This is a genomic window from Salipiger sp. PrR003, from assembly GCF_010500785.1.
Lineage (GTDB): Bacteria > Pseudomonadota > Alphaproteobacteria > Rhodobacterales > Rhodobacteraceae > Salipiger > Salipiger pacificus_A.
In genome coordinates, this window is record NZ_JAAGOV010000032.1 from 61373 (window position 1) to 87071 (window position 25699).

The following is a 25699-nucleotide window of genomic DNA, read 5'->3' on the forward strand; positions in this document are numbered from 1 at the left end:
ATTCCACGGCATACAGAGATCGGAAATTCCCCTTCCCTCACAAATGATTAGCTGAAATTTGAGGCAAATCGCCGCGTGCGACACGGTGCTCTCGGGATTGTCATTGCCTCCGGGCATTTCGGGGATGCTGCACCTGCAGCATTGGGCTATTCGGGCCGCGCCGGAGGTGGACCAAGACCCGCGCACGCGGCGCCGGCCACGTCCCGCCCTTCGGTATCTCAGATGCGAATAGCCTCGACATGCCCCAAGCCTCCAAGCCTCCCCAGATCGTCATCGTCGGTGCCGGCACCGCCGGCCTGAACCTCGCCACCCGCCTCAGCCGACGCCTCGGCCAGGCCGGCAAGGCCGAGATCACCCTCGTCGACGAGAACCTCTCGCACATGTGGAAGCCGTCTCTGCACGAGTTCGCCGCAGGGACCAAGGGGTTCGACGAGGAGATCAGCCTGCTCGAGCATTCCCACCGAAACGAGTACAACTTCCGCCTCGGCCGGTTCACCGGTATCGACCGCGAGAAGCGGCTGGTGGAGCTGCAGGCGGTGAACGACCCCAGCAACCGCCCGCTCGCCCCGAAGCGCGCCCTGCCCTATGACATCCTCGTGCTCGCCATCGGCAGCCGCTCAAACGACTTCGGCACGCCGGGCGTCGCCGAGAACTGCATGATGCTTGACACTCCGGCGCAAGCCAAGCGCCTGCAGGCCGAGCTGCTGAACCTCTTCCTGCGCTTCCAGACCGGCGCGCTCGGCACCGCCGAGAAGCTCGAGCTGACCATCATCGGCGCGGGGGCAACCGGCGTCGAGCTGGCCGCCGAACTGCGCGAGGCCGCCGGGCAGTTTGCCCGCAACGGCATCCACAAGGTGCGTCGCCCCGACGCGGTGACCATCCGCCTGATCGAGGCGGCACCGCGCGTGCTGAGCGCCCTGCCCGAGACCATCTCGGCCAAGGTCGCCCGCCACCTGCGCGAGTTGCACATCGACGTGCTGACCGGCGCCCGGGTGGCCCGGATCGAGCCCGGCTCGGTGGCGCTCGCCGACGGCACCACGCTCAGCTCCAACCTGACCGTCTGGGCAGCGGGGGTGCGCGCGCCCGAGGTGATCGGACAACTCGACGGTTTCGAGACCGGCAGCCTTGGCCGTCTCAAGGTGCGCCCCACCCTGCAGACCTTCGCTGACGAGCGCATTTACGCGCTCGGCGATTGCGCCGATTGCGCCTGGCCCGCCAAGGAGACCTCGCTGCCGCCACGTGCCCAGGTTGCCACCCAGCAGGCCGAGTTCATGGAGCGCCAGATCGTCGCGCAGGTCGCCGGCAAGCCGCTCAGGGACTTCTCTTACGCCGACCACGGCTCGCTGGTGGCGATCAGCAACGAGGGCGCGGTGGGCTCTCTGATGGGCAAGGCGATCGGCACGATCACCATCGAGGGGTGGCTGGCGCGGCGCGCCTACCGTTCGCTGCATTTCCTGCACCGCAAGTCGGTGCTGGGCCCCTGGCGCGCCACCATGGGCGCCCTGCTCGGCGGCGCCTCGAGCCGCATTCGCCCCAAGCTGAAGCTGCACTGAGCCGGCCCGGACAGCGCCAATGAAAAAGGGCTGTCCCCGCGGGGACAGCCCTTTCCTATTCGTCGGGAGGGAAGCGCGCTCAGGCGGCACGCAGACCGAGAACCTCGTCCACCTGGCGGGCTGCAGCCACTTCGTCGCCGCCCGAGACGGCGGCCACTTCGCGGGTCAGGCGCTCAAGCGCGGCTTCGTAAAGCTGACGCTCGGAGTAGCTCTGCTCGCGCTGGTCATCGGCACGGTGCAGGTCGCGCACCACTTCGGCAATCGCGATCAGGTCGCCCGAGTTGATCTTCTGTTCGTATTCCTGCGCACGGCGGGACCACATGGCGCGCTTGACCTTGGCCTTGCCCTTGAGCGTCTTCATCGCCTGGCTCACGACATCCGGCGAGGACAGCGAGCGCATGCCGATCTCGGTCGCCTTGTGGGTCGGGACCCGCAGCGTCATCTTGTCCTTCTCGAAGGAGATCACGAAAAGCTCCAGCTTGAGGCCGGCGATTTCCTGCTCCTCGATCGACATGATCTGACCCACGCCATGGGCCGGGTAGACCACGTAGTCATTCGGGCGGAATTCGTTCTTCTTGGTCTTGGTCATCCAACAGCGTCCTTAGCAGCGAAACTTGCGCACACGCGACACGAAGACGGACGGGATGCTAGGAGGTGCATTCCGTTCGTCTGGTTTTACGCGAAAAGCTTAACCCCCGGGGTGCAGATCGGCCCGGTCAAGTGTGCATGGTTTCAACATGAGTGGCGCAGAACATAGCACAAAATGAACGTCTTTCCTAGGAGCGCCCACCCTGGAAAGAAGTTGTTTTATCACAATGTGTTACGGGCGCGAACACGCCCCTGTGAGCGGCTCTCGGCGCGGCAGGCACGAATCGCGCCCCGCGCCGAGCGGAATTTGTCCCCTCTCAGTCGCCCTCGCCGGGTGCTTCCGAGAAGTACTTGGTCATCTTGTCGGCCTCGCCGTCGCGCTCTTCGGCTTCCGGCAGCGGGTCTTTCTTGGTGATGATCACCGGCCAGAGTTCCGCGTACTTGCGGTTGAACTCGACCCATTTCTCCATGTCCGGCTCGGTGTCCGGGCGGATCGCGTCAGCCGGGCACTCCGGCTCGCAGACGCCGCAGTCGATGCATTCGTCGGGATGGATCACCAGCGTGTTCTCGCCCTCGTAGAAACAGTCCACCGGGCAGACTTCCACGCAATCGGTGTATTTGCAGGCGATACAATTTTCGGTGACGACGTAGGTCATTGCTGTCTCTCAAAGGCTGATAGGCGCTTAGCTAGACCAGCAAACGCGATCATTCAAGCGCCCGGCCGCGATCAAGATCGAGTTTCCTGCGGTCGCGCTTGGTGGGACGAGAATTGCCTTCGAGGCGCTGGACCGGCGGAACGTCATCCTCGGATCTGGGCTGCGGAGGATCAAGATCCTCATAGAGCTGCTGCGCCTCGGGCGCCGGGCCGCGGCGCTCGCCGAGCGCCACGACCTTGATCACACGCACCTGACGCGCCTGGCTGAAGGTCAGAACGTCCCCCGGCCCCACGTTGAACGCCGGTTTCGACACGTTGAGCCCGTTGACCCGGACCCCAGCGGAGACCGCCTTGGCCGACAGGCCCCGCGTCTTGAAGAAGCGGGCCTGCCAGAGCCATTTGTCGATGCGGAGCTTCAGAGCCGGATCAGCCACGCGCGGTGCGCCTCAGGACTTGCCCTTGTTGAAGCCCATGAGCGCCGCCGCGAAGGGGTTGTCCGGATCGATCCGGTCCTTCTTCTCGGGGCGCGACTCGAAGGTCTTGGGCCCCTTCGGAGCGCCCTTCGGTCCACCTTTGGGGCCGCCCTTGCCGCGGGGCTTGCCGCCGCCCTTGGGGCCGCCCTTGCCGCGCGCCTGGCGACCGCCTTCGCGGCCTCCGTCACGACCACCCTCGCGAGTGCCCTCACGGGCATCGTCGCGGCCACCCTGACGGCCGACGCGTGCGCCGCGGTTGCCACCCCAGGTGAAGGTGTAGAACACCTCGGTCTCGGGACCGGCCAGCGCCGCGTCCGGGGCATCGCCCGGCAGCAGCTCGGTTTCAGAGGCCTCGGGAATGTGGTCGTCGACGTCCACCGGCTCCGGCGTCTCGGCGATCGGGGCCACGCCCTCGTCGTCGATCGACTCGCTACCGGCAACAAGATCGGCGGCCTCGGGCGCTTCGGCCGGATCGGCCATCGCGGCGGGTGTCGCCTCTTCTTCCTGCGCGGCGTCGAAGACCGGCGTGTCCTCGCCCGGGACGCCCGAAGGATCGGAGGTCTCGGTCACCACCTTGTCGGCCGCGCGCACCTTGGTGCGCTCGCCTTTTTCGGCGCGGTAGCCGAGACCTTGCATCAGGTCCGAGAACTGTTCGAGCGTCATGCCGGTGATCGACAGCATGTCGGCCTTGGCCTCGAAGCCACCGCGGCTGTCCTCGCTGCGCAGCATGTCGGCGAGACGCTCGAGCATGTCGATGCGGATCGCGCGCTCACCGGCGGGGCGGTAGCCCGACAGGGTGTAATGCGCCATCGGCACTTCGCGCATGTTGGGCACGGTCACCAGACCCGGCGGCGGCGCCTCGGGGAAGCTGTCGAGATCGTTGGCCAGCGACCACAGCACCAGACGCAGGCGCGTCGGTGCGGGCTTGAGCAGCAGCGGCATGAAGATCGTATACTGACCGAAGCGCACGCCGTGCTTGCGCAGGGCGCCGCGGGCGTCCTGATCGAGCTGCTTCACCTCGTCGGCCACCTGGCCGCGCGGGATGACGCCCATCGATTCGACCAGACGGAAGGCGAAGCCGCGGGCGAGCCCGGTCAGCGCCTCGTCGTTCTGCATGTTCACCAGCGGCTCGAAGAGCGCGGCGATCTTGCGATCAATGAAATGCTGCAGGCGGCGCTCGACCTTCTGCGCCACATCCGCACCGGCCTCGTCATCGACGAAGACCGCGACGCGCGGCTTCAGAGCGTCGTCACCCTTGACCAGCTTGCCCACGGCCTGGTCGCCCCACATGAGGCCACCCTGCTCGGTGAAGTCGATCTCGGTATCGGGCGCGTTATAGAAGCGATCCGCCCGCAGGTGGAAATGCGGCGCGAGCGCCTGCAGCGACGCCGTTTTCAGCGTCTTCGCCTCCTGTCCCGTCGCGCCGGCATCCTGCCGGAAGCGGAACCCTTCGAGCCGACCGACGAATTCGCCTTCGACGGTCACTTCTCCGTTCTCGTTCACCTCGGCCAAGAGGGCCTCCTTCTGCTTCAACCGCCGCATCAGCACTGACGTGCGCCGGTCAACAAATCTTTGCGTAAGACGCGCGTGGAGCGCGTCGGACAGGGCATCTTCTACCGCGCGGGTTGCCTCGCGCCAATGGCTTTCGTCATCGACCCAACCTTTGCGTTGCGCCACGTAAGTCCAAGTGCGGATAAATGCCAGACGTTTCGACAACGCATCAATGTCCCCATCGGTTCGATCTATGCGTTTCACCTGCCGCGCCATGAAGTCTCGCGGGATTTCTCCGCGCTCGTGCAGGTGCTGGTAAATCACCTGCAAAAGCGCCGCGTGTTCATTATGGCTGATCCCGCGGAAATCGGGAATACGGCAGACGTCCCAGAGCAACTTGACCGAAGCGGGATCGGACGCGCGCGCGCGGACCTCCGCCTGCGAGTTGAGCGACTTGAGCGACATCAGGTCGTCGGCTTCGCGCGCCTTGACCAGGCTGGGGTCGTCCGGCGCCTTCTCCAGCGAGGCGATCAGCGCCTCGGGCGAACCGAAATTCAGCTGGGGATTCCGCCAGTTGAGCTTCCTGAGCGGCGTGAAGCTGTGGCTGGTGATCGCCTCGACCCAGTCCTCGGGGATCTGCCCGGCTTCGCCGGTGGTGCCGAAGGTGCCGTCGCGCATGCCCCGCCCTGCGCGGCCGGCGATCTGCGCCAGCTCGTTCGGCTGAAGCTCGCGCATCCGCCGCCCGTCGAACTTCCACAGCGCGGAAAACGCCACGTGATCGACATCGAGGTTGAGCCCCATGCCGATGGCATCGGTGGCCACGAGGTAATCGACATCGCCGTTCTGGTAGAGATCGACCTGCGCGTTGCGGGTGCGCGGGCTGAGCGCGCCCATCACCACCGCCGCCCCGCCCTTGGTGCGTCGCAAGAGCTCGGCGATGGCATAGACGTTGTCCACCGAGAAGCCGACGATGGCGCTGCGCGGCTGCATGCGGCTGATCTTCTTCGAGCCCGAGTACATCAGCTGGCTCATCCGGTCGCGGCGCATGAACTCGACACCCTTGACCAGCTGCGAGATCGGCCCGCGCATAGTGTCCGCGCCGAGGAACAGCGTCTCGTGAAGGCCGCGCATGCGCAGCAGCCGGTCGGTGAAAACATGGCCGCGCTCGGGGTCGGCGCAGAGCTGGATCTCGTCGATGGCCACGAAGTCGCAGCCCATGCCCTCGGGCATCGCCTCGACGGTGCAGATCCAGTATTGCGCGCGCGGCGGCACGATCCGCTCTTCGCCGGTCACCAGCGCCGCCACCGAGGGGCCGCGGGCGGCCACGACCTTGTCGTAGACCTCGCGCGCCAGAAGCCGCAGCGGCAGGCCGATCATTCCGGTCCTGTGCGCGAGCATCCGTTCGATGGCGTAATGGGTCTTGCCTGTGTTGGTCGGGCCGAGGACGGCCGCGATCCGAGCGCGTTGGGCCATGGGAGGGGGGCCTTGTCTTTCCTCTTCCGTCGTCTGGTCTGTGGCGGATCACCCCGCCGGAGACCAGTTCCGGTACCTCAGAGAGAAACGCCGTTCACCCGCGTTTCGAGCCGTTCGATGGCCTCGGTAACATCGCTATCGAAGGGCCGAAGTTCAACTACCCGGGAATAGGCGCGATAGGCAAGGTCAAGATCGCCCAGCTCCTCGTGGATCGCCCCCACCCCCTGCAACGCACCGAAATGGTTGGGGTTGAGCGCCAGCGTATGCTCCAGCGCATCCATCGCCGGGCCGAGCGAGTCGGTGGCGTAATAGGCCAGCGCCAGCGTGCTCCAGCCCTCGGCGAAGTCCGGCGCATGGTCGGTGAGCGCGGTGAGATGCTCGATGGCGGTCTCGAAGTCGCTCACCTCCAGCGCATCGCGGCCGCGCGTGAGGAGCAGGTCCATCGCCGGCGAGCCGGATTTCGACCACTCGTTGAAGAGATCGCGCTCGGCACGGTCGGCGATCTCGGGGCTCGAGGCCGTCGCGAGCTCGGTCAGCAGTTCCTCCGCCCGGTCCGCCACAGCCGCGCCGGGTAGGCAAAACGTGATCAGGGCCAGTGCCAGAGCCGTTCTAGATTTGAATTCGCGGATCAGGATGCTCATAGAGGGAAGTGTAGCGCAGAGCTGGCGCTTTGCCAGCACAGGAATTCGCAAGGAGTGCCCGCAACATGAGCGAAACGGTCAAGGCGGCGGTGGCCGCGCTGAACAGCAAGCTGGACGGACGGGGATTCGCCGGCGTCGCCAAGTTCGTCATCGAGGGCAAAGGCAGCCTTGTCGTCGACGAGAACGGCGCGCGGGTCGGCGATGACGCCGCGGACGTGACGCTGACCGCCGACACCGAGACCTTCCGCGCCATCATCGACGGCGAGAAGAACCCCACCACCGCCTTCATGACAGGCAAGCTCAAGGTCGATGGCGACATGGGCGCGGCGATGCGCCTGGCGGGGGTGCTGAGCTGATGCTCGAGCCGGCCCCTTTCCATACCGCGCTCGCGGATGGTCCCGAGGGGGCACGCGCCTTCTGGCTTCGCGCCGAGGACGGGCTGCGCCTGCGCATCGCCCATTACCCCGGCCCCGAGGCGGCAGGCGGCACGGTGCTGCTCTTCCCCGGGCGCACCGAATACGTCGAGAAATACGGCCGCGTGGCCCGTGACTTCGCGGCGCAAGGGTTTCACGTGCTGACCATCGACTGGCGCGGGCAGGGGCTGGCGGATCGGATGCTTGAGGACGTGCAGACCGGCCATGTGCACCTCTTCGCCGACTACCAGAAGGACGTGGCCGCTCTGCTCGATGCGGTGGATGTGCTTGGCCTGCCCCGCCCGCTGCACCTGCTGGCCCATTCCATGGGCGGCGCCATCGGCCTGCGCGCCCTGAGCCGGGGCCTGCCGGTCGCCGGCGCCGGCTTCACCGCGCCGATGTGGGGCATCCGCATGTTCGGCCCCGTGCGCACGGCCGCCTGGGCGCTGAGCTGGTCCGGCGCGCGCATGGGCATGGGGCATGTCTACGCGCCCTCGACCGGGCCGGACAGCTACCTCGCGCGCACCGCCTTCGAAGGCAACCTGCTCACCACCGACCGCGACAGCTGGGATTACATGCTGCGGCAGGTCACCGAGGTGCCCGATCTGGCGCTTGGCGGCCCGTCGCTGCGCTGGCTGCACGAGGCACTGGCGGAATGCCGGTCGCTCTCACGCCTTCCGGCGCCCGGGGTGCCTTGCCTTACCTATCTCGGCAGCAACGAGCGCGTGGTCGATCCTGCCCGTGTCCGCGTCCGCATGGCCGACTGGCCCGGCGGTCGACTCGAGGTGATCCGCGGCGGCGAGCACGAGGTGCTCATGGAGAATGCGGCGACCCGCGCGCGCATCGTAGCGCAACTGGCGGCGCACTACCGGCAGGGCGCCGAGGCCGCCCGGGCGCAGGCCAGCGCCTGAACTGGCCGCGGCCACGCCGCGCCCTATCCTTCCGCTCCATGGCGGACCCGGTTCTCAGCTTCACCGAGCGCGGCATCTACTGCCCTGCGGCGGACATCTACATCGACCCGTGGCGCCCCGTGCCGCGGGCGCTGATCACCCATGCCCATTCCGACCACGCCCGCCCCGGCCATGGCAGCTACCTCGCCACCCCGCTCACCGCCGCGATGATCCGCCACCGGCTCGGGGTCGAGGTGCAGGAGCTGTCCTTTGGCGAGCCGCTGCGCATCGGCGGCGCCACGATCAGCTTCCATCCCGCCGGCCACGTGCCCGGCTCGGCGCAGGTGCGGGTCGAGGTCGGCGGCGAGGTTTGGGTGGTTTCGGGCGATTACAAGCTGGAAGCGGACGGGCTGAGCGAGCCCTTCGAGCCGGTGCGATGTCATGCGTTCATCACCGAATGCACCTTTGGCCTTCCGGTCTTCCGCTGGCAGGCGCAGGCCGAGATCGCCGCCGAGATCAACGCTTGGTGGCGCGCCAACCGCGACGCCGGTCGCGCCTCGCTTCTGGGTGCCTACAGTCTCGGCAAGGCCCAGCGGCTGATCTCCATGCTCGACCCCGGCATCGGTGAGATCCACACCCACGGTGCGGTGGAGGGCAGCAACGCCGTGCTGCGCGCCGTCGGGGCGTTTGATCGCGAGACGATCCCCGTGACCCCGGACTTCGACCGCAAGGCGCATCCCGCGCCGATGGTCATCGCACCACCCTCGGCCTTCGGCACCTCCTGGGCCCGCAAATTCGGCCCGGCGCAGACCGGTTTCGCCTCGGGCTGGATGCGGCTGCGCGGCGTGCGGCGGCGGCGCGGGGTACAGCGCGGCTTCGTCATCTCGGATCACGCCGACTGGCCCGCGCTGCTGCGGGCGATCAAGGAAACCGGCGCTGAAAAAATATATCCAACACATGGTTACGTGGATATCTTCGCGCAATACCTACGCAGCGAAGGCTACGACGCCACCCCGGTGCCCACAGAGTTCGGCGGAGACGAGGACGCCGCGACGGAAAGTGGAGACGCCGCATGAAAGACTTCGCGCGCCTCTTCACAAGGCTCGACCAAACAACGAGAACTTCAGAGAAAGTTGCCGCTCTGACCGAGTTTTTCCGCGAGGCGCCCGAGGCTGATCGTCTCTGGGCGGTGGCGCTCTTTTCGGGGCGCCGTCCGAAGCGGGCGGTGACCGCGACGCTGCTGCGAGAATGGGCGGCGGAACGGGCCGAGATTCCGCTCTGGCTGTTCGAGGAGAGCTATCCGATCGTCGGCGACCTCGCAGAGACCATCGCGCTGATCCTGCCCCCCGCCGCGGCGCCCGAAGACCGCGATCTGAACGATTGGATCGGCGTCGTCAAAGGGCTGGCCGGGATGGAGACCGAGGCGCGCAAGGCAGCGGTGCTCGACGCCTGGGATCGTCTGGATGCGACCGAGCGTTTCCTTTTCAATAAACTGATCACCGGCGGCTTCCGCATTGGCATCAGCCGCAAGCTGATGACCCGCGCGCTGGCCGAGGCGACCGGCGTCGACGAGCCCGCCATGGCGCTGCGCCTGATGGGGAACTGGCAACCCGAGGACAGCAGCTGGGACCAGCTCACCGCCGAGGAAGACGCGACCGAGGACGAGAGCCGCCCCTACCCGTTCTGCCTTGCCTCGCCGCTCGAGGCCGAGGCCGCGAGTCTGGGTGATCCCGGCGACTGGCTGGCCGAATGGAAGTGGGATGGCATCCGCGGCCAACTCATCCTGCGCGGCGGGGTGCACCACCTCTGGTCGCGCGGCGAAGAGCTGATCACCGACCGCTTCCCCGAATTCGCCCGCACGCCGGACTTCCTTCCGCCGGGCACGGTGCTCGACGGCGAGATCCTCGCGTGGAAGGACGGCGCGCCGCTGCCCTTCGCCCAGCTGCAACCGCGCATCGGGCGCAAGACCGTGCCGAAGAAACTGCTGACCGAGGCGCCGGTGCGGATGCTCGCCTACGATCTGCTCGAGCACGAGGGCACCGACATCCGCGCCCTGCCCCTGTCCGAGCGCCGCGCGCGGCTCGACGCGATGCTCTCGGGCCTGCCGGAGGATGCCGCCGTGATGCCCTCGCCGCTTCTGACAGAGGCGGACTGGCCGGCCCTTGCCTCCCGCCGCGAAAACGCCCGTGAACACCGCTCCGAGGGGCTGATGCTGAAGCACCGGGACTCGGCCTATCAGGGCGGGCGCAGGCGCGGTGACTGGTGGAAGTGGAAGCTTGATCCGCTGAGCGTCGATGCGGTGATGATTTACGCCCAGCAGGGCCATGGACGGCGGGCCAACCTGTTCACCGACTTCACCTTCGCGGTACGCGACGGCAATGGGCTCGTGCCTTTCACCAAGGCCTACTCGGGCCTGACCGATGCCGAGTTCGACGAGATCACCCGCTGGGTCAAACGCAACACCCAGCAGCGCTTCGGACCAGTGCGGCAAGTGACGCCCGAACTGGTTTTCGAGATCGCCTTCGAGGGCATACAGCAGAGCGCGCGTCACAAGTCGGGCATCGCGCTGCGCTTTCCGCGCATGGCGCGCTGGCGACGCGACAAGCCGGTGGATGAGATCGACACGCTGGAGGGGCTCAAGGCGCTGCTCGGCGCCTATGGTTGAGGCCCGCGATCCGCCGCCCGGTTCCGCATGCAGCCCCTTGACGGGGACGGGTTCAAAAGAAAGAAACATCCATTCATTATAGGGCTGATTTGCAGCCCCCCTCGACCCGCCCGGAACAGGGGCCAATGGCCTCGGCGACCGAACACCCACCCAACGAAAGACCCCCGGTTGGAGACAAGAATGAAGTTCCGCTTCCCCATCGTGATCATCGACGAAGACTTCCGCTCCGAGAACAGCTCGGGCCTCGGCATCCGCGCGCTCGCGGAAGCGATCGAAGCCGAGGGGTTCGAAGTGCTGGGCGCCACCAGTTACGGCGACCTGTCGCAATTCGCCCAGCAGCAATCGCGCGCCAGCGCCTTCGTGCTGTCGATCGACGACGAGGAATTCTCTCCCGGCCCCGAGCTCGACCCGGCGGTGCTCAACCTGCGCAACTTCATCGAGGAAGTCCGCTGGAAGAACGACGATGTGCCGATCTACATCTACGGCGAGACCAAGACCTCGCGGCACCTGCCGAACGACATCCTGCGCGAGCTGCACGGCTTCATCCACATGTTCGAGGACACGCCGGAGTTCGTCGCCAAGCACATCATCCGCGAGGCCAAGAGCTACCTCGAGGGCATCCAGCCGCCCTTCTTCAAGGCGCTGCTCGACTATGCCGAGGACGGGTCCTACTCGTGGCACTGCCCCGGGCATTCGGGCGGGGTCGCCTTCCTGAAATCGCCCATCGGCCAGATGTACCACCAGTTCTACGGCGAGAACATGCTGCGCGCCGACGTGTGCAACGCGGTCGAGGAACTGGGCCAGCTGCTGGACCACAACGGCGCCATCGGCGAATCCGAACGCAATGCCGCGCGCATCTTCAACGCCGATCACTGCTTCTTCGTGACCAACGGCACCTCGACGTCGAACAAGATGGTCTGGCACCACAGCGTGGCGCCCGGCGACGTGGTCGTGGTGGACCGCAACTGTCACAAGTCGATCCTGCACTCGATCATCATGACCGGGGCGATCCCGGTGTTCCTCAAGCCGACGCGCAACCATTGGGGCATCATCGGCCCGATCCAGCGCAGCGAGTTCGAGATCGAGAGCATCAAGGCGAAGATCCGCAACAACCCGCTGCTCAAGGACGTGGATGCCGAGACAGTGCAGCCGCGCATCATGACGCTGACACAGTCGACCTATGACGGGGTTCTCTACAATACCGAAGAGATCAAGGGACTGCTCGACGGCTACGTCGAGAACCTGCACTTCGACGAAGCCTGGCTGCCCCATGCCGCCTTCCACCCGTTCTACGGCGCCTATCACGCAATGGGCCGCAAACGCGGGCGCACCCGCAAGTCGCTGACCTATGCAACCCAATCGGTGCACAAGCTGCTGGCGGGCATTTCGCAGGCGAGCCACGTGCTTGTGCAGGACAGCGAAGAAACCAAGCTCGACCGGCATCTCTTCAACGAAGCTTACCTGATGCACACCTCCACCAGCCCGCAGTACAGCATCATCGCCAGCTGCGACGTGGCGGCGGCGATGATGGAGCCGCCGGGCGGCACCGCGCTGGTCGAGGAGAGCATCGTCGAGGCGCTGGAATTCCGCCGCGCCATGCGCAAGGTCGACGAGGAATACGGCGCCGACGACTGGTGGTTCCAGGTCTGGGGCCCCGAGGATTTCGACCACAACAGCGACGGCATGGGCCGGACCCGCGACTGGGTGCTGAAGAAGACCGACGCCGAGGGCGTCGAGAGCAGCGGCACCGACAGCTGGCACGGCTTTGGCGACATGGCGCCGGGCTTCAACATGCTCGACCCGATCAAAGCCACGATCATCACCCCGGGCCTCGACCTCGACGGGCGTTTCGACGACTGGGGCATCCCCGCGTCGATCGTGACCAAGTATCTCGCCGAGCACGGTGTGGTGGTGGAAAAGACCGGGCTCTACAGCTTCTTCATCATGTTCACCATCGGCATCACCAAGGGCCGCTGGAACACGCTGCTGACCGCGCTGCAGCAGTTCAAGGATGATTACGCCAAGAACCAGCCGATGTGGCGCTCGATGCCGGAGTTTTGCCAAAAGCACCGCCGGTACGAGCGCATGGGGCTGAAGGACCTGTGCCAGCACGTCCACTCGCAATACGCCAAGTACGACGTGGCGCGGCTGTCGACCGAGATTTACCTCAGCGATCTCACCCCCGCGATGAACCCCGGCGAGGCCTTCTCGCACATCGCGCGCCGCACCACGCAGCGCGTGCCGATCGACGAGCTCGAAGGGCGGATCACCACCTCGCTGGTCACCCCCTACCCGCCGGGCATCCCGCTGCTCATCCCCGGCGAGGTGTTCAACAAGCGCATCGTCGACTACCTGCGCTTCAACCGCGAGTTCGCGCGGCAGTGCCCCGGCTTCGAGACCGACATCCACGGGCTCGTGCAGAAGGAGATGCCGGACGGCTCGGTGGAGTATTTCGCCGACTGCGTGGCGGAGTGAGCAAGGGTGCGCTTTGCCGAGGGGTGCCGCCCCAAGGCACCGCGCGCCTGACCCCGGGATAGTTGGACCCAGAAGAAAGGGCTTTCGCCCTTGAACCTGCGGGGGCGGCGTTCTTAGCTGTCCCCCAAGAAGAAAGAACATGGAGACACGCGATGACCCTTCGGCCCGTTTTTGATGCACATGCCGCCGCCGGCGGCAAGAACCTGGGCGACCTGCCGGAATGGGATCTGAGCGATCTCTACCCGGCGCCCGACGCGCCCGAGGTCAAGCGCGACCTCGACTGGCTCGAGGATGCCTGCGCGCGTTTCGCCGCCGACTACGAGGGCAAGCTGGGCACGCTCGACGCCGCCGGTTTTCTCGAGATGATCCGCCGCCACGAGAAGATCGAGGCCGTGGGCGGGCGCATCATGTCCTACGCCGGGCTGCGTTACTACCAGCTGACGGTGGATGCCGAGCGCGCCAAGTTCCTGTCGGACTGCCAGGAGAAGATCACCAATTACACCACGCCGCTGGTGTTCTTCACGCTCGAGCTGAACCGGCTCGACGATGATCTGCTGGATGGTCTCTTTGCCGCCGATCCCGAGCTCGGCCGCTACAAGCCCGCCTTCGACCGCATCCGCGCGATGAAGCCGCACCAGCTCTCCGACGAGATGGAGCATTTCCTGCACGATCTGGGCGTCGTCGGCGACGCCTGGGAGCGGCTGTTTGACGAGACCATCGCCGGGCTGACCTTCGAGGTCGGCGGCGAGGAGATGAGCATCGAGAGCACGCTCAACCTGCTGACCGAGCAGGACCGGTCCAAGCGCGAAGCCGCCGCCCACGAACTGGCGCGCGTGTTCGGCGAGAACATCAAGACCTTTGCCCGGGTGCACAACACCCAGGCAAAGGAAAAGGAAGTGATGGATCGCTGGCGCAAAATGCCCTCGGCACAGCACGCACGGCACCTCGCCAACGACGTCGAGCCCGAGGTGGTGGAGGCGCTGCGCAACGCCGTGGTCAATGCCTACCCGCGCCTGTCGCACCGCTACTACGAACTCAAGCGCAAGTGGCTGGGGCTCGAGCGCATGCAGGTCTGGGACCGCAACGCGCCGCTGCCGATGGAGAGCGACCGCATTGTCGGCTGGGACGAGGCCGAGAAGACCGTGATGGAGGCCTATGCCGGTTTCGATCCGCGCATGGCCGAGATTGCCGAGCCCTTCTTCAACAAGGGCTGGATCGACGCCGCCGCCAAGCCCGGAAAGGCCCCCGGCGCCTTTGCCCATCCCACGGTCACCGACGCCCACCCCTACGTGCTGCTCAACTACCTCGGCAAGCCACGCGACGTGATGACCTTGGCGCATGAGCTGGGCCACGGCGTGCACCAGGTGCTGGCGGCCGGCCAAGGCGAGATGCTCGCCTCGACGCCGCTGACGCTGGCCGAGACCGCCTCGGTCTTCGGCGAGATGCTGACCTTCCGCGCCATGCTGGCCAAGGCGAAGGATCAGAAGGAACGCAAGGTCATGCTCGCCGGCAAGGTCGAGGACATGATCAACACCGTGGTGCGGCAGATCGCCTTCTACGACTTCGAGTGCAAGCTGCACGAGGCGCGGCGCGGCGGCGAGCTCACCCCCGAGGACATCAACGTGCTGTGGATGTCGGTGCAGGCGCAGAGCCTTGGCGAGGCCTTCGACTTCATGCCGGGCTACGAGACCTTCTGGGCCTATATCCCGCATTTCGTGCACTCGCCCTTCTATGTCTATGCCTACGCCTTCGGCGACGGGCTGGTGAACGCGCTTTACGCAGAATACGAGCAGAACCCCGAAGGCTTCCAGGACAAGTACTTCGACATGCTCAAAGCCGGCGGCTCGAAGCACCACAAGGCGCTGCTCGAGCCCTTCGGGCTCGATGCCACCGACCCGAAGTTCTGGGACAAGGGTCTGTCGATGATCGAGGGCTTCATCGACGAGCTCGAGGCGATGGAAGACTGACACCAAGACTGCGCTCTGGGGCGGGCCTCGCGGGGCCCGCCCCCTGTTCCAACGGCATTTTCAACATATCATTCCCGAGGCCCGAGAAGGATCCGCCTCATGCTCCCGCCCGACAAACAGCCCCCACAGCCGCGCGTAAAGCGCACGATCAAGGCGCGGATGCAGCGCTTCCTCGTGCACGTGCGTCGGCGCGTGCCGCCAGGCCTGCGCCTTGTGCTGGGGCTGCTGCTGATCTGCGGCGGGATCCTCGGCTTTCTGCCGATCCTGGGTTTCTGGATGATCCCGCTCGGCTTCGCCGTGGCGATGCTGGATGTGATGCCGCTTTACCGGCGCGGGCTCGAGCGCGGCAAGAGCCTGCGGCGGCGCGAGACCCCGGACCGCACCCCTGCAGAGCGCGACGACGACGATCTCACTTGAGTTGGCTGTCCTTGGAGCCGCGCCGGTTGATGCCTCCGCGCGCCTGAACGGCCCCGTCGCGCTCCTGCTGGCAGTCGATACAGAGCTTCACGCCCGGGATGGCCATGCGGCGCTTCTCGGGGATCGGCTCGTCGCATTCGGCGCAATGTGTCAGGCTCTCGCCCATGGGGCGCCTACGCGCCTGCATGCGCGCCAGCTCGTCCTTGATGCTGTCCTCGATCTGATCCTGCACCGCTCCGTCGCGGCTCCAGCCTCCGGCCATGGCGTCACCTCCTGCTGAGCCTTGAAGATAGGGTCGACAGACCCGCCCGCCAAGCGCATTTCGCGCCCTGCAATTTTGCACAGGCGGGTGAACGTCCAAGGGCGCCCCGCGACATTGACTTCACGGTAGCGAGACTATCTGTGAACGCAAAGGAGACCTTCCATGCGCATCCTCCCCCTTCTTGCGGTTCTCGCCACCGCTGCCCTGCCCGCCCTCGCCCTGCCCGGAAAGGCCTCGGAGGCTACGGTTTTCGACTCCATCGACGGCGGCACGCTCGATCTGGAAAGCTGGCGCGGCGGCCCGGTTCTTGTGGTCAACACCGCCTCGCGCTGCGGCTTCGCACCGCAGTTCGACGGGCTGCAGACGCTTTACGAACGTTACCGCGACCGCGGATTGGTGGTGCTGGCGGTGCCGTCGAACGATTTCAGGCAGGAGCTGGGGAGCGAAGCCGAGGTGAAGGACTATTGCGAGATCAACTTCGATCTCGACATGCCGATGACCACGATCACCCATGTGACCGGGGACGGCGCGCATCCGTTCTACCGGGAACTGGCCGAGGCGAAGAACTTCGCCCCGTCCTGGAATTTCAACAAGGTGCTGATCGGCCCGAACGGCGAATTCGTCGCCGGCTGGGGCAGCACAACGCTGCCCCTCTCCGATCCGATCGTCTCGGAAATCGAGCCGCTGCTCAATTAACCTTCGATGCCCTCGGCATCGGCGGTGAGCAGCGCATAGATCTCATCCTTCAGCGCGGCGCGCTTCTTGCGCAGGTCGGCCTCGGCGAGCCCCTCCATCGGGGTCAGCCCGCTCTCGGCCCCGTGCACCTCGCGGTTCACCTCATAGTAACGCTCTGCGAGCGTGGCAAAATGGCCGCCCTGCTGCTTGAGCTCGGAGATGCGCGCGGCAAATTGCGGGAATTCCTCGGCGAGGGAATGCGGAACATGGGACATGGGCTGAGCCTCCTTCACGTGTCTTGGCCCTGTCTTCGCACGCGCCGCGCGGCCGCTCCTTGATGCGGATCAACATGCCCCGAGGTCATGCCGCGGTGCTCACTGCCGCGCCTTGCGCCACCCGGCCTTGCGCGCCTCTGCCTCGGAGCAGAACCAGCGTTCGCCCTTGGTCACATCGATGCGCGTGGCCGCGTAGTATTTCTGGCCAGGCACGTGGAAGATGCGCTCGCCCTTTGATGAGACGTTGCCTTTGATCACGCAGCCGCGCGGTGCCGCGGCCACGGCAGCGGAATTCGCGGCGTTGCGGGTCTCGGCGCGGTACTCGGCGGGGCGCCGCACCTCGGAGCCATGCACTCCGACGCCGCGCACCACGGCGCGTTTCTCGTCGAGGTCGTAGTCCAGAGAATACGCGCGATAGGCAAAGGCCAGCCCCTCGGAAACCAGCTCGCGGCCCACGTCCTCGCCCTCGACCGAGCAGCGCGCCACGGCGCGCCCGTAGCGGTCCGTGTCGAGCCGGGCGCAACTGGCGCGGCGACCCTCGTAGCGGGCGCGGACCTCGGACGTCACCCAGGCGCCGCAGGCCCAAGTCGGCTTGGCTCCGCCGCCGCAGGTCTGCCCCTGTTCCGGGGCATCGACGCCGAAGAGTCGCACGCGCACGTCGCCGATGTCGAAGGTGTCGCCGTCAATCACGCGGATGCGACCGGTGATCTCCGGCTGTGCCGCCGCCACCGGGGCGGCGACGAGGCTCACCCAGGATGACGCAAGGGAAACAATTATGAATAAAACGCTCACGAAGCGTGAACAAAGCCTGATCATCAGGCCAATTTCTACGCATCACGGGAGGAGGGCAAGGCTGCGCGCTTAATCTTCCTTAAGGCGTGCGCCGCCTGCCACGGTCCCTCTCGGCTCAGGCGTCGAGCGTGCCCAGCAGGTGGTGCTGCGGCAGGCGAGAGACCTCCATGCCCCGCTCGGTGCGGCGCAGCTGGTAGCCGTAGCCCTTCATGCGAAAGCGCCATTCGGCGTCGGAGAGCGCCTTGCCGCGCTCCGCCAGAAGGAAGGCCCGGACGTCGTCGAGGTTTTCGGTCAATTGGTTGTTGGCAAACATGGTCACATACTCGGCTGAACTGTTTCACTTGGGGAAACCTTCACGCGGGAATAAGGCCGAAATGCGATGGCCCTGGGGATTTTTCATGTTTTGGAAACGGACTGTTTCAGCGGATTGGGCGCCACCCCACCCGCTCAGAACTTCGTATCGGGACCCGAGGGCGTCACCCGACGCTTCAGCATCGCCTCGCGCAGGGTGATGAAGAGCACCGAGCCGATGATCACCAGCCCGCCGCCGACCACGAAGGGATCGACGGGCTCGGCGAAGAACAGCGCCCCGATGGCCACCGACCAGACCAGCTGCAGGAAGGTGATTGGCTGGGTCACCGTCACCGGCGCGCTGGCGAAGGCGAGCACCATGGCGTAATGCCCCGCCGTGGCAAAGGTGGCGGTGGCCATGAGGATGACGAGATCGCCCCAGCTTGGCCAGACCCAGACCGCAAGCGCGAAGGGGAAAAGCCCCAGCGTCACCGAGATCGACAAGAGCGCCAGTGCGATGGCCGGCGAGAGTTCGTCGGTGATGATCTTGGCGATGAGATAGGAAACGGCGAACATGAGCGACGTCCCGAGCATGGCGAAATGCCCCGGATCAAGCTCGCGGAACCCCGGCCGAAGGATCAGCAGCGCCCCTCCGAGGGCCGCGACGATGGCGAGGATGCGGCGCATTGCCAGCCGCTCGCCCAGCACGAAGACCGCCAGAACTGTCACGTAGATCGGCGTGAGATAGTTCATCGCCGTGACCTCGGCGAGCGGGATGCGAGCCATGGCGAAGAACCAGCAGATCACCCCAAGCGTCTGCGCGCCACCGCGCAGCGCCGAGAGCCGCCACTGGCGCGGGGTCATCCGCAGTTCGCGCAGCGCCTTCCACATGGGGATCAGGAAGACCAGTCCGAGGAGGTAGCGCAGAAAGGCCGACTCCGCTGCCGGCACCCGGCCGTGCAGCAGCTTGACCGTGACCGTGACGCCGACGAAGCAAAGCCCCGTGACGACCATGAAAAGGATGCCCCGGACCGGGTTCGCTTGCGTGGTGTTCATAGGGGCTTTGGTAGCGCGCCCTGCGCCGGGCGCAAGGGTCCGCGCTCAGCCGATCAGCAGTTTCGCCGCGATGAGCCACATGGTCAGCCCGATCCCCAGGTCGAGCACGCGCCAGGCTACAGGCCGTGCAAAGACCGGCGCCAGCAGTCGCGCGCCGAAGCCGAGCGCAAAGAAAAAGCACAGGGACGCGCTCACGGCGCCGAGCCCGAAGTGCAGCCGGCTCTCATACTGGGACGACACCGCCCCCAGCAGCATCACCGTGTCGAGATAGACATGGGGATTGAGCCAGGTCAGCGCGAGGCAGGTGAGCAGTGCGCGCCGAAGGCTGCCATTGCCCGGGTCGCGCTCGGCCCGCAGCGCCGCGCCACCGCGCCAGGCGGCAAGCAGGGTGCGCGCGCCGTACCACATCAGGAAGGCGGCGCCGAGCCAGCGCATCACGGTCTCGAGCCCCGGCAGCTGGCTTGCCAGCAGTCCGAAGCCCGCGACGCCCGCGGCGATCAGCACCGCATCCGACAGCGCGCAGACCAGCACCACCGCCAGCACATGCTCGCGCCGCAGCCCCTGCCGCAGCACGAACGCATTCTGCGCCCCGATCGCCACGATCAGCGAAAGTCCCAAGGCAAAGCCAGCGGCGGCTGCCTGCATGGTGCGGTCTCCATCTTCGTTGTCCGGAGGCCGGGCTATCACGCAGGGCCGATCAAAGGCTAGTTAAAGAAATTGACCCTGATTAAGATACGCTAATGCAATATGACCCCTCTCAACTGGCCGCTCTGGAAGCGGTGCTGCGGCTCGGCAGCTTCGATGCCGCCGCGCGCGCGCTTTCGGTGACGCCCTCGGCGATCTCGCAGCGCATCAAGGCGCTCGAGGATCGCGCCGGGGCGGCGCTGGTGATCCGCGCCACCCCCTGCACCGCCACCCCCGCCGGAGCGCGGCTGGCGCGCCATGCTTCGGAGGTGGCGTTGCTCGAGGCTGCGCTGGCACGCGATCTCGGCCAGCACGCAGCGCAGGCGCGGCTGCGGCTGGCGGTCAACGCCGACAGCCTAGGCACCTGGTTCCTGCCCGCGCTGGTCGGGCGCGACATGCTCTTCGACATCGTGGTGGATGATCAGGCCTTCTCGGCCGACTGGCTGCGGCGGGGCGAGGTCTCGGCGGCGATTTGCGACCATGCCCGCCCGGTGCAGGGCTGCGACGCGGTTCCACTGGGGCGGATGCGCTATGTTGCGACCTGCGCGCCCGATTTCCGGGACCGGTATTTTTCCAAAGGGGTCACGGCCGAGACCCTTTCGCGTGCGCCGCTGCTGCAGTTCGACGGCAAGGACGCGCTGCAGCATCACTGGCTCCGCCGGGTCACCGGGCAGGCGCTGCTGCCGCCCACGCACCGCCTGCCCTCGACCCAGGGCTTCGTCGAGGCGGCGCGGCTGGGGATCGGCTGGGGGCTGAACCCGGAGTTCCTTGCGGCACCGCTGCTCGCCTCGGGCGCGCTGGTTGCCATGCGCCCGGACGCGCCCGAGGACATCTTCCTGACCTGGCAGGTCAACCGGCTGGTGGCCGCGGCGCTGGCGCCGTTGACACGCGCCGTTCGGGCGCAGGCGCGTCAGTCCCTGTTGGCGCCCTGACCGTTCTCGACCTCGCGCAGGCCAGCGGCGATGACCCCGCCAACCAGGCTCAGCGCAGCGAAACCCGCCAGCGCCGCCACCGGGCCGACAATGGCCAGCGCCCCGCCAAGCGCGCCGGTCACCAGCAGCAGCCCGCCGATGAGCGTATTGGCGAGCGCAGCATAGCTCGCTCGCCCCTCCTCGGGAGCCATGTCGACAAGGTATGTCGAGCGGCCCTGCCTGACCCCCTGCCAGGAGATCAGCAGCGCGAAGAGCAGCAGCGGTGTGACCCAGATCGGCCCCGTCCAGCCGAGCAGTGCCGCCACCACCGCCAGCGCCATGGCGCCAGCCCCGGCGAAGCCCGAGAGCATCAGAACGCGGCGCGACGAGCGGTCCGCCATCCGGCCCCACACCCAGCTCGACACGAAGCCGGCCAGCGCCGAGGCCAGGACCATGGCGCCAAGCTTCTGCAATGCGCCGCCGCCGTCGTCGAGCAGCACGAGATAGGGCGGTGCCAGCGAGGTCACGGTCAGCGCCCCCCGGCAGGCGATGAAGCGGCGGAACTGCGGGTCTTCGCGCAGCGGTGAGAGGTCGATGGCAGCGGCCGTCTCATCGGGGTCGCTGTCCTTTTCCTCCAGAGTCGCGAAGAGCGCCGCAGCTCCGAGCCAGAGCGCCGCAGCAAGGCCGATCGCCGCGGCGACGGGCGGCACGTCCTGGACCGCGCCCGACAGGAGCAGCAGCGCAAAGACCAGAACCCCCGCCGAGGCGACCGAGCCCGCCGTGCCGGTGATCGAGCCGCGGCGAGTCTTCGAGACGGTCTTGCCAAGCACGTCCTTGTAGCTGACCGAAGCGGCGGCGCGGGACAGCGCAAGCACCGCCAGCAGTGCGCAGAGCGCGAGCCCCGCCGCCATGCCCTGCAACGTCAGCGCAACGACGACCATGCCCGCTGCCGCGAGCCCCTGCCCGATCGAGCCCGCCACCCAGATCCACTTGCGCTGGCGGCTACGCCGGACCACGCCCGCCAGCAGGAGCTGCGGCAGAAGCGCCCCCGCCTCGCGGATCGGGACGAGCAGGCCGGAGACGGCGGCAGGCGCGCCGAGCGCCTGCGCCAGCCAGGTGAGCACCAGTTTCGGATTCAGAAGGCCGTCGGCGAGCTTGGTCATCGACAGCGATCCGACGTGGCGCAGCCCGTTGCGGGCCTCGGACCTTGGCGCGCCGTCGGTGCCTTCGGTCAATGTGTCGTAGATCTGCGTCTCGTCGATATGGGTCATGCGCCTGCCGCTGCTCTTCCGCCGGGGGGTCCGGCAGGGAAACGCCGCGGCGTGGCAGCAGGTTCCCGCGCCGGTCTCGGAACGCGCGCAAGCTCGGCGGAAGAAGCCAAAACACCGGTCCTTTCGAGGGGTCTCCGGGGCTCTTTCGGTGATTTCGATCAACCGGCGCGTCGGTTCGGGCACGTTGCGGAGCGGAAGGAATGAGGGCACGCATAGTCCTCACAGACATGGCATTCACTTTGCCCAAAGATTGGGCAGAGCGCCCTTCAAGAGCGGCACCTTAGCGACTATTCGATGCGCGGCTTTGACAGGCTTCCGCGCCGAGGGTGCCTTACCTGGGCGCCGAGGTTGGCAAACCGCCGCGAGTCTTTCGCGGCAGCTGAAGACCCACGAAGAAAGGGCAAGAGCCGTACAATGACACTTGATCTCATCATCCGCGACGCGCGGCTTTCGGACGGTGCAGCGCCGGTCGATATCGGCCTCGCGCAGGGGCGGATCGCGACCATCGGGGCGGGCCTCGCCAGCGACGCGCCCACGCTCGATGCACAAGGTGGCCTGGTCTTCCGCGGCTTTGCCGACAGCCACCTGCACCTCGACAAGGCCTGCATTCTCGAGCGCGCGGTGAACCGGACCGGCGATCTCAAGGGGGCGCTGGCGGCAGTGACGGCAGCCAAAAGGGACTTCACCACCGAGGACGTCTACGCGCGCGGGGCGCGGGTTCTGGAGCAGGCGATCGGCCAAGGCACCACGCTGATCCGCACGCAGGTCGAGATCGATCCGGTGATCGGGCTCGCGGGCTTCGAGGCGGTCAGGCAGTTGAAGAGGGACTATTCCTGGGCGCTCGACCTGCAGATCTGCGTCTTCCCGCAAGAGGGCCTGCTGAATTATCCCGGCACCGAAGAGCTGCTGCGGGCGGCCTTGGCGGAGGGGGCAGACCTGCTCGGCGGCTGTCCCTATACCGACACCGACCCGGAGGGGCAGATTGCGCTGCTCTTCGAGATGGCGCGCGCGTTCGGTGTCGACCTTGATTTCCACCTCGATTTCGACCTCGACGCCAGCTGGCGGCATCTCGACGAGGTGGCCCGGCAGACCATCGCTTTTTGCATGCAGGGGCGCGTGGCAATCGGCCATGCGACCAAGCTGTCGATGCTTTCCCCCGCCGCGCTGGCGCAGAGCGTGGCGCTGCTGCAGGACGCGGGGATCGCGCTCACCGTCTTGCCGGCGACCGACCTTTTCATCACCGGACGCGGGCATGACCACGCGGTGCCGCGGGGCGTGGCGCCGGCGCATCGGTTCCACGCTGCTGGGGTGTGCTGCACCGTGGCGACCAACAACGTGCTCAACCCCTTTACCCCTTACGGCGATTGCTCGCTGCCGCGGATGGCCAACCTCTTTGCCAACGTCGCGCAGCTTGGCAGCGCCGAGGAGCTGACCGCCTGTTTCGAGATGGTCAGCAGCGATCCCTTCCGGCTTCTTGGCGTGTCCGACCGGATCGAGGTTGGCGGCCCGGCCGATCTGGTGCTGCTGCCCTGCGAGAGCCGCGCCTCTGCCGTGGCCGAGATCCGGCGGCCGGTCTGGGGATTGCGTGGGGGGCGGATGACGTTCGAAGCGCCCGCGCCGAGGATTTTGCGGCCCTGACAGCCGTTCGCTGGCCGCGCACGCCCCGGAGGCGTCGGCTCGGCTCCAAGCACGCTGGCCGCGCCCTCTCGTCATGCCTGCCTCCCCGCCGCTTGACACCCCCTGCCCCGAGGGTCACAAGGCGGCACGAGATATAACCCGCAACCGGGCGTTCCGTGGGCGCCAGACCGACGAGGAGACTAGGCCTATGAGCCAGATTTCCCTGACATTCCCCGATGGCAATGCGCGCGAATTCGACAAGGGCGTGACCCCTGCCGACGTGGCCACAGCCATTTCCAAGAGCCTTTCGAAAAAGGCGATCTCCGCCACCGTGAACGGCGCGCATTGGGACCTTCAGTGGCCCATCGAGGCCGACAGCACGATCGCGATCCACACGCTGCAGGACGAGGACCAGGCGCTCGAGCTGATCCGCCACGACCTTGCCCACGTGATGGCGCGCGCGGTGCAGGAGATCTGGCCCGACACCAAGGTCACCATCGGCCCGGTCACCGACCAAGGCTGGTTCTACGACTTCGACCGCGCCGAGCCCTTCACCCCAGAAGACCTCGGCCAGATCGAGGCGAAGATGAAAGAGATCATCAACGCCCGCGACGAGGTGAAGACCGAGATTTGGGACCGCGACCGCGCCCGCAAGTTCTATGAAGACAGCGGCGAGGGCTACAAGGTCGAGCTGGTGGACCGCATCCCGGCAGATGCGCCGATCCGCATGTACTGGCACGGCGACTGGCAGGATCTCTGCCGTGGCCCGCACCTTCAGAACACCGGCCAGCTGCCGTCGGATGCCTTCAAGCTGATGGGCGTCTCGGGCGCCTATTGGTTCGGCGACGTCTCGCGCCCGATGCTGCAGCGGATCACCGGCGTGGCCTTCCGCAACCGCGACGAGCTGAAGAAGTACCTCAACTTCCTCGAGGAAGCGGCCAAGCGCGACCACCGCAAGCTGGGCCGCGAGATGGATCTCTTCCACCTCCAGCCGGAAGCGCCGGGGCAGATCTTCTGGCATCCCAACGGCTGGAAAATCTACACCACGCTGCAGGACTACATGCGCCGCCGGCAGGAGCATGACGGCTACGTCGAAGTCAACACGCCGCAGGTCGTCGACCGCAAGCTCTGGGAGAAATCCGGGCACTGGGACAACTACCAAGAGAACATGTTCATCGTTGAAGTCGACGAAGAGCATGCCCGCGAGAAGGCGATCAACGCGCTCAAGCCGATGAACTGCCCCTGCCACGTGCAGGTGTTCAACCAGGGCCTGAAGTCCTACCGCGACCTGCCGCTGCGCATGGCCGAGTTCGGGTCGTGCAACCGCTACGAGCCCTCGGGCGCGCTGCACGGCATCATGCGGGTGCGCGGCTTCACCCAGGACGACGCGCATATCTTCTGCACCGACGATCAGATCGAGGCGGAAACCAAGAAGTTCATCGAGTTCCTCGCCTCGATCTACGCCGATCTGGGCTTCGAGAACTGGACGATCAAGCTCTCCACCCGCCCCGAGAAGCGCATCGGCTCGGACGAGAGCTGGGACCGCGTCGAAGCGGCGCTTGGCGATGCCTGCCGTGCCGCGGGCTACGAGTATGAGATCCAGGAGGGCGAAGGCGCCTTCTACGGTCCCAAGCTCGAGTTCACCCTGACCGATGCGATCGGCCGGGACTGGCAGTGCGGCACGCTGCAGGTCGATCCCAACCTGCCCGAGCGTCTTGACGCGAGCTTCATCGGCCAGGACGGCGAGAAGCACCGCCCGGTCATGCTGCACCGCGCCGTGCTGGGCTCCTTCGAGCGTTTCATCGGTATCCTGATCGAGGAACACGCCGGCAAGCTGCCCTTCTGGCTGGCGCCGCGGCAGGTCGTCGTCGCCTCGATCACCTCGGAGGCGGATGACTACGTGCTCGAGGTCGTCGCAGCGCTCAAGGCCGCCGGCGTGCGCGCCGAGGCCGACACGCGCAACGAGAAGATCAACTACAAGGTCCGCGACCACTCGGTGGGCAAAGTGCCGGTGATCCTCGCCGTGGGCCACCGCGAGGTCGAAGAGCGCACCGTCACCGTGCGCCGTCTCGGCGAGAAGCAGACCGCGGTACAGAGCCTCGACGAGATCGTCGCTTCGCTGTCGCTGGACGCCACCGCGCCCGACCTGCGCTGAGCCGGGTTT

At 66.7% G+C, this 25699-nt stretch carries 24 protein-coding genes; 12 read left to right on the plus strand and 12 right to left on the minus strand.

Annotation, left to right across the window (positions count from 1 at the left end; all coding sequences use genetic code 11):
• Positions 1 to 239: 239 nt before the first annotated feature.
• On the plus strand, positions 240 to 1553 hold the full coding sequence (locus G0D83_RS07940; protein WP_164191747.1) for an NAD(P)/FAD-dependent oxidoreductase: 1314 nt from the start codon (positions 240 to 242) through the stop codon (positions 1551 to 1553).
• Positions 1554 to 1632: 79 nt separating this feature from the next.
• Here G0D83_RS07940 and G0D83_RS07945 read toward each other — a convergent pair whose 3' ends face one another.
• The 5 genes from G0D83_RS07945 to G0D83_RS07965 form a co-directional block, all read right to left on the minus strand.
• A complete protein-coding gene (locus G0D83_RS07945; protein ID WP_066105780.1) occupies positions 1633 to 2142 on the minus strand; it encodes a CarD family transcriptional regulator in 510 nt (169 codons plus the stop codon).
• 316 nt (positions 2143 to 2458) lie between these two features.
• Positions 2459 to 2797: a ferredoxin FdxA gene (gene fdxA, locus G0D83_RS07950; protein ID WP_092430094.1), complete on the minus strand. Its 339-nt coding sequence runs from the start codon at positions 2795 to 2797 to the stop codon at positions 2459 to 2461.
• A gap of 49 nt (positions 2798 to 2846) precedes the next feature.
• A complete protein-coding gene (locus tag G0D83_RS07955; protein WP_108965080.1) occupies positions 2847 to 3230 on the minus strand; it encodes an RNA-binding S4 domain-containing protein in 384 nt (127 codons plus the stop codon).
• A gap of 12 nt (positions 3231 to 3242) precedes the next feature.
• On the minus strand, positions 3243 to 6233 hold the full coding sequence (locus tag G0D83_RS07960; RefSeq protein WP_164191751.1) for a helicase-related protein: 2991 nt from the start codon (positions 6231 to 6233) through the stop codon (positions 3243 to 3245).
• 77 nt (positions 6234 to 6310) lie between these two features.
• Positions 6311 to 6874, minus strand: coding sequence for a hypothetical protein (locus G0D83_RS07965; protein WP_164191755.1), 564 nt, complete (start codon positions 6872 to 6874; stop codon positions 6311 to 6313).
• Between the two features lie 65 nt (positions 6875 to 6939).
• Here G0D83_RS07965 and G0D83_RS07970 point away from each other — a divergent pair, with 65 nt between their 5' ends.
• From G0D83_RS07970 to G0D83_RS32105, 7 genes are all read left to right on the plus strand, one after another.
• Complete coding sequence (locus G0D83_RS07970; RefSeq protein ID WP_108965077.1) at positions 6940 to 7230, plus strand: SCP2 sterol-binding domain-containing protein; 291 nt, start codon at positions 6940 to 6942, stop codon at positions 7228 to 7230.
• Positions 7230 to 8198, plus strand: coding sequence for an alpha/beta fold hydrolase (locus G0D83_RS07975; RefSeq protein WP_164191758.1), 969 nt, complete (start codon positions 7230 to 7232; stop codon positions 8196 to 8198). The genes G0D83_RS07970 and G0D83_RS07975 overlap by 1 nt, the downstream gene beginning before the upstream one ends.
• 38 nt (positions 8199 to 8236) lie before the next feature.
• Positions 8237 to 9253: a ligase-associated DNA damage response exonuclease gene (locus G0D83_RS07980; protein ID WP_164191761.1), complete on the plus strand. Its 1017-nt coding sequence runs from the start codon at positions 8237 to 8239 to the stop codon at positions 9251 to 9253.
• Positions 9250 to 10842 (plus strand): ATP-dependent DNA ligase, encoded by a 1593-nt coding sequence (locus G0D83_RS07985; RefSeq protein ID WP_164191766.1) that lies wholly within the window; start codon positions 9250 to 9252, stop codon positions 10840 to 10842. The genes G0D83_RS07980 and G0D83_RS07985 overlap by 4 nt, the downstream gene beginning before the upstream one ends.
• A 180-nt stretch (positions 10843 to 11022) precedes the next feature.
• Complete coding sequence (locus tag G0D83_RS07990; RefSeq protein WP_164191771.1) at positions 11023 to 13317, plus strand: arginine/lysine/ornithine decarboxylase; 2295 nt, start codon at positions 11023 to 11025, stop codon at positions 13315 to 13317.
• A 152-nt stretch (positions 13318 to 13469) separates the two neighbouring features.
• Positions 13470 to 15284 (plus strand): M3 family oligoendopeptidase, encoded by a 1815-nt coding sequence (locus G0D83_RS07995; RefSeq protein WP_164191774.1) that lies wholly within the window; start codon positions 13470 to 13472, stop codon positions 15282 to 15284.
• Between the two features lie 99 nt (positions 15285 to 15383).
• Positions 15384 to 15701, plus strand: coding sequence for a hypothetical protein (locus G0D83_RS32105; protein ID WP_164191555.1), 318 nt, complete (start codon positions 15384 to 15386; stop codon positions 15699 to 15701).
• Here G0D83_RS32105 and G0D83_RS08005 read toward each other — a convergent pair.
• Positions 15694 to 15963: a DksA/TraR family C4-type zinc finger protein gene (locus G0D83_RS08005; RefSeq protein ID WP_164191778.1), complete on the minus strand. Its 270-nt coding sequence runs from the start codon at positions 15961 to 15963 to the stop codon at positions 15694 to 15696. The two genes, G0D83_RS32105 and G0D83_RS08005, sit on opposite strands and share 8 nt — an antisense overlap.
• A gap of 162 nt (positions 15964 to 16125) precedes the next feature.
• Here G0D83_RS08005 and G0D83_RS08010 point away from each other — a divergent pair, with 162 nt between their 5' ends.
• The gene (locus G0D83_RS08010; protein ID WP_164191781.1) at positions 16126 to 16659 is read left to right on the plus strand and encodes a glutathione peroxidase; all 534 of its coding nucleotides are present in this window, start codon (positions 16126 to 16128) and stop codon (positions 16657 to 16659) included.
• Here G0D83_RS08010 and G0D83_RS08015 read toward each other — a convergent pair.
• The 5 genes from G0D83_RS08015 to G0D83_RS08035 form a co-directional block, all read right to left on the minus strand.
• The gene (locus tag G0D83_RS08015) at positions 16656 to 16913 is read right to left on the minus strand and encodes a YdcH family protein (protein WP_108965068.1); all 258 of its coding nucleotides are present in this window, start codon (positions 16911 to 16913) and stop codon (positions 16656 to 16658) included. The two genes, G0D83_RS08010 and G0D83_RS08015, sit on opposite strands and share 4 nt — an antisense overlap.
• 99 nt (positions 16914 to 17012) lie before the next feature.
• Positions 17013 to 17729: a thermonuclease family protein gene (locus G0D83_RS08020; RefSeq protein ID WP_164191785.1), complete on the minus strand. Its 717-nt coding sequence runs from the start codon at positions 17727 to 17729 to the stop codon at positions 17013 to 17015.
• Between the two features lie 91 nt (positions 17730 to 17820).
• The gene (locus G0D83_RS08025) at positions 17821 to 18018 is read right to left on the minus strand and encodes a hypothetical protein (RefSeq protein WP_164191788.1); all 198 of its coding nucleotides are present in this window, start codon (positions 18016 to 18018) and stop codon (positions 17821 to 17823) included.
• A 134-nt stretch (positions 18019 to 18152) separates the two neighbouring features.
• Positions 18153 to 19052, minus strand: a complete 900-nt coding sequence (locus G0D83_RS08030; protein WP_235940274.1) for a DMT family transporter — start codon at positions 19050 to 19052, stop codon at positions 18153 to 18155.
• Between the two features lie 45 nt (positions 19053 to 19097).
• A complete protein-coding gene (locus G0D83_RS08035; protein ID WP_164191791.1) occupies positions 19098 to 19697 on the minus strand; it encodes a LysE/ArgO family amino acid transporter in 600 nt (199 codons plus the stop codon).
• Between the two features lie 95 nt (positions 19698 to 19792).
• Between G0D83_RS08035 and G0D83_RS08040 the strand changes: the two genes are divergently transcribed.
• Positions 19793 to 20668 carry a LysR family transcriptional regulator ArgP gene (locus G0D83_RS08040; protein ID WP_164191794.1) on the plus strand — a complete coding sequence of 292 codons (876 nt, stop codon included), beginning with the start codon at positions 19793 to 19795 and terminating at the stop codon, positions 20666 to 20668.
• On the opposite strand, the gene G0D83_RS08045 is transcribed toward G0D83_RS08040, so the two are convergent.
• A complete protein-coding gene (locus G0D83_RS08045; RefSeq protein WP_164191797.1) occupies positions 20647 to 21918 on the minus strand; it encodes an MFS transporter in 1272 nt (423 codons plus the stop codon). The two genes, G0D83_RS08040 and G0D83_RS08045, sit on opposite strands and share 22 nt — an antisense overlap.
• A gap of 414 nt (positions 21919 to 22332) precedes the next feature.
• Here G0D83_RS08045 and G0D83_RS08050 point away from each other — a divergent pair, with 414 nt between their 5' ends.
• Both G0D83_RS08050 and thrS read left to right on the plus strand, forming a co-directional pair.
• Positions 22333 to 23556: an amidohydrolase family protein gene (locus G0D83_RS08050; protein ID WP_164191800.1), complete on the plus strand. Its 1224-nt coding sequence runs from the start codon at positions 22333 to 22335 to the stop codon at positions 23554 to 23556.
• A 187-nt stretch (positions 23557 to 23743) separates the two neighbouring features.
• Positions 23744 to 25690: a threonine--tRNA ligase gene (gene thrS, locus G0D83_RS08055; protein WP_164191803.1), complete on the plus strand. Its 1947-nt coding sequence runs from the start codon at positions 23744 to 23746 to the stop codon at positions 25688 to 25690.
• The last annotated feature ends 9 nt before the right edge of the window (positions 25691 to 25699 follow it).

Coding starts and splice junctions, on each gene's coding strand:
- G0D83_RS08025 (WP_164191788.1), bottom strand. CDS start 18,018: ATGTTTGCCAACAACCAATTGACCGAAAACCTCGACGACGTCCGGGCC.
- G0D83_RS08040 (WP_164191794.1), top strand. CDS start 19,793: ATGCAATATGACCCCTCTCAACTGGCCGCTCTGGAAGCGGTGCTGCGG.
- fdxA (WP_092430094.1), bottom strand. CDS start 2,797: ATGACCTACGTCGTCACCGAAAATTGTATCGCCTGCAAATACACCGAT.
- G0D83_RS07980 (WP_164191761.1), top strand. CDS start 8,237: ATGGCGGACCCGGTTCTCAGCTTCACCGAGCGCGGCATCTACTGCCCT.
- G0D83_RS08015 (WP_108965068.1), bottom strand. CDS start 16,913: ATGTCCCATGTTCCGCATTCCCTCGCCGAGGAATTCCCGCAATTTGCC.
- G0D83_RS08050 (WP_164191800.1), top strand. CDS start 22,333: ATGACACTTGATCTCATCATCCGCGACGCGCGGCTTTCGGACGGTGCA.
- thrS (WP_164191803.1), top strand. CDS start 23,744: ATGAGCCAGATTTCCCTGACATTCCCCGATGGCAATGCGCGCGAATTC.
- G0D83_RS07945 (WP_066105780.1), bottom strand. CDS start 2,142: ATGACCAAGACCAAGAAGAACGAATTCCGCCCGAATGACTACGTGGTC.
- G0D83_RS07975 (WP_164191758.1), top strand. CDS start 7,230: ATGCTCGAGCCGGCCCCTTTCCATACCGCGCTCGCGGATGGTCCCGAG.
- G0D83_RS08035 (WP_164191791.1), bottom strand. CDS start 19,697: ATGCAGGCAGCCGCCGCTGGCTTTGCCTTGGGACTTTCGCTGATCGTG.
- G0D83_RS07965 (WP_164191755.1), bottom strand. CDS start 6,874: ATGAGCATCCTGATCCGCGAATTCAAATCTAGAACGGCTCTGGCACTG.
- G0D83_RS08030 (WP_235940274.1), bottom strand. CDS start 19,052: ATGAACACCACGCAAGCGAACCCGGTCCGGGGCATCCTTTTCATGGTC.
- G0D83_RS07960 (WP_164191751.1), bottom strand. CDS start 6,233: ATGGCCCAACGCGCTCGGATCGCGGCCGTCCTCGGCCCGACCAACACA.
- G0D83_RS07940 (WP_164191747.1), top strand. CDS start 240: ATGCCCCAAGCCTCCAAGCCTCCCCAGATCGTCATCGTCGGTGCCGGC.
- G0D83_RS08005 (WP_164191778.1), bottom strand. CDS start 15,963: ATGGCCGGAGGCTGGAGCCGCGACGGAGCGGTGCAGGATCAGATCGAG.
- G0D83_RS07985 (WP_164191766.1), top strand. CDS start 9,250: ATGAAAGACTTCGCGCGCCTCTTCACAAGGCTCGACCAAACAACGAGA.
- G0D83_RS07995 (WP_164191774.1), top strand. CDS start 13,470: ATGACCCTTCGGCCCGTTTTTGATGCACATGCCGCCGCCGGCGGCAAG.
- G0D83_RS08010 (WP_164191781.1), top strand. CDS start 16,126: ATGCGCATCCTCCCCCTTCTTGCGGTTCTCGCCACCGCTGCCCTGCCC.
- G0D83_RS07970 (WP_108965077.1), top strand. CDS start 6,940: ATGAGCGAAACGGTCAAGGCGGCGGTGGCCGCGCTGAACAGCAAGCTG.
- G0D83_RS32105 (WP_164191555.1), top strand. CDS start 15,384: ATGCTCCCGCCCGACAAACAGCCCCCACAGCCGCGCGTAAAGCGCACG.
- G0D83_RS08045 (WP_164191797.1), bottom strand. CDS start 21,918: ATGACCCATATCGACGAGACGCAGATCTACGACACATTGACCGAAGGC.
- G0D83_RS08020 (WP_164191785.1), bottom strand. CDS start 17,729: ATGATCAGGCTTTGTTCACGCTTCGTGAGCGTTTTATTCATAATTGTT.
- G0D83_RS07990 (WP_164191771.1), top strand. CDS start 11,023: ATGAAGTTCCGCTTCCCCATCGTGATCATCGACGAAGACTTCCGCTCC.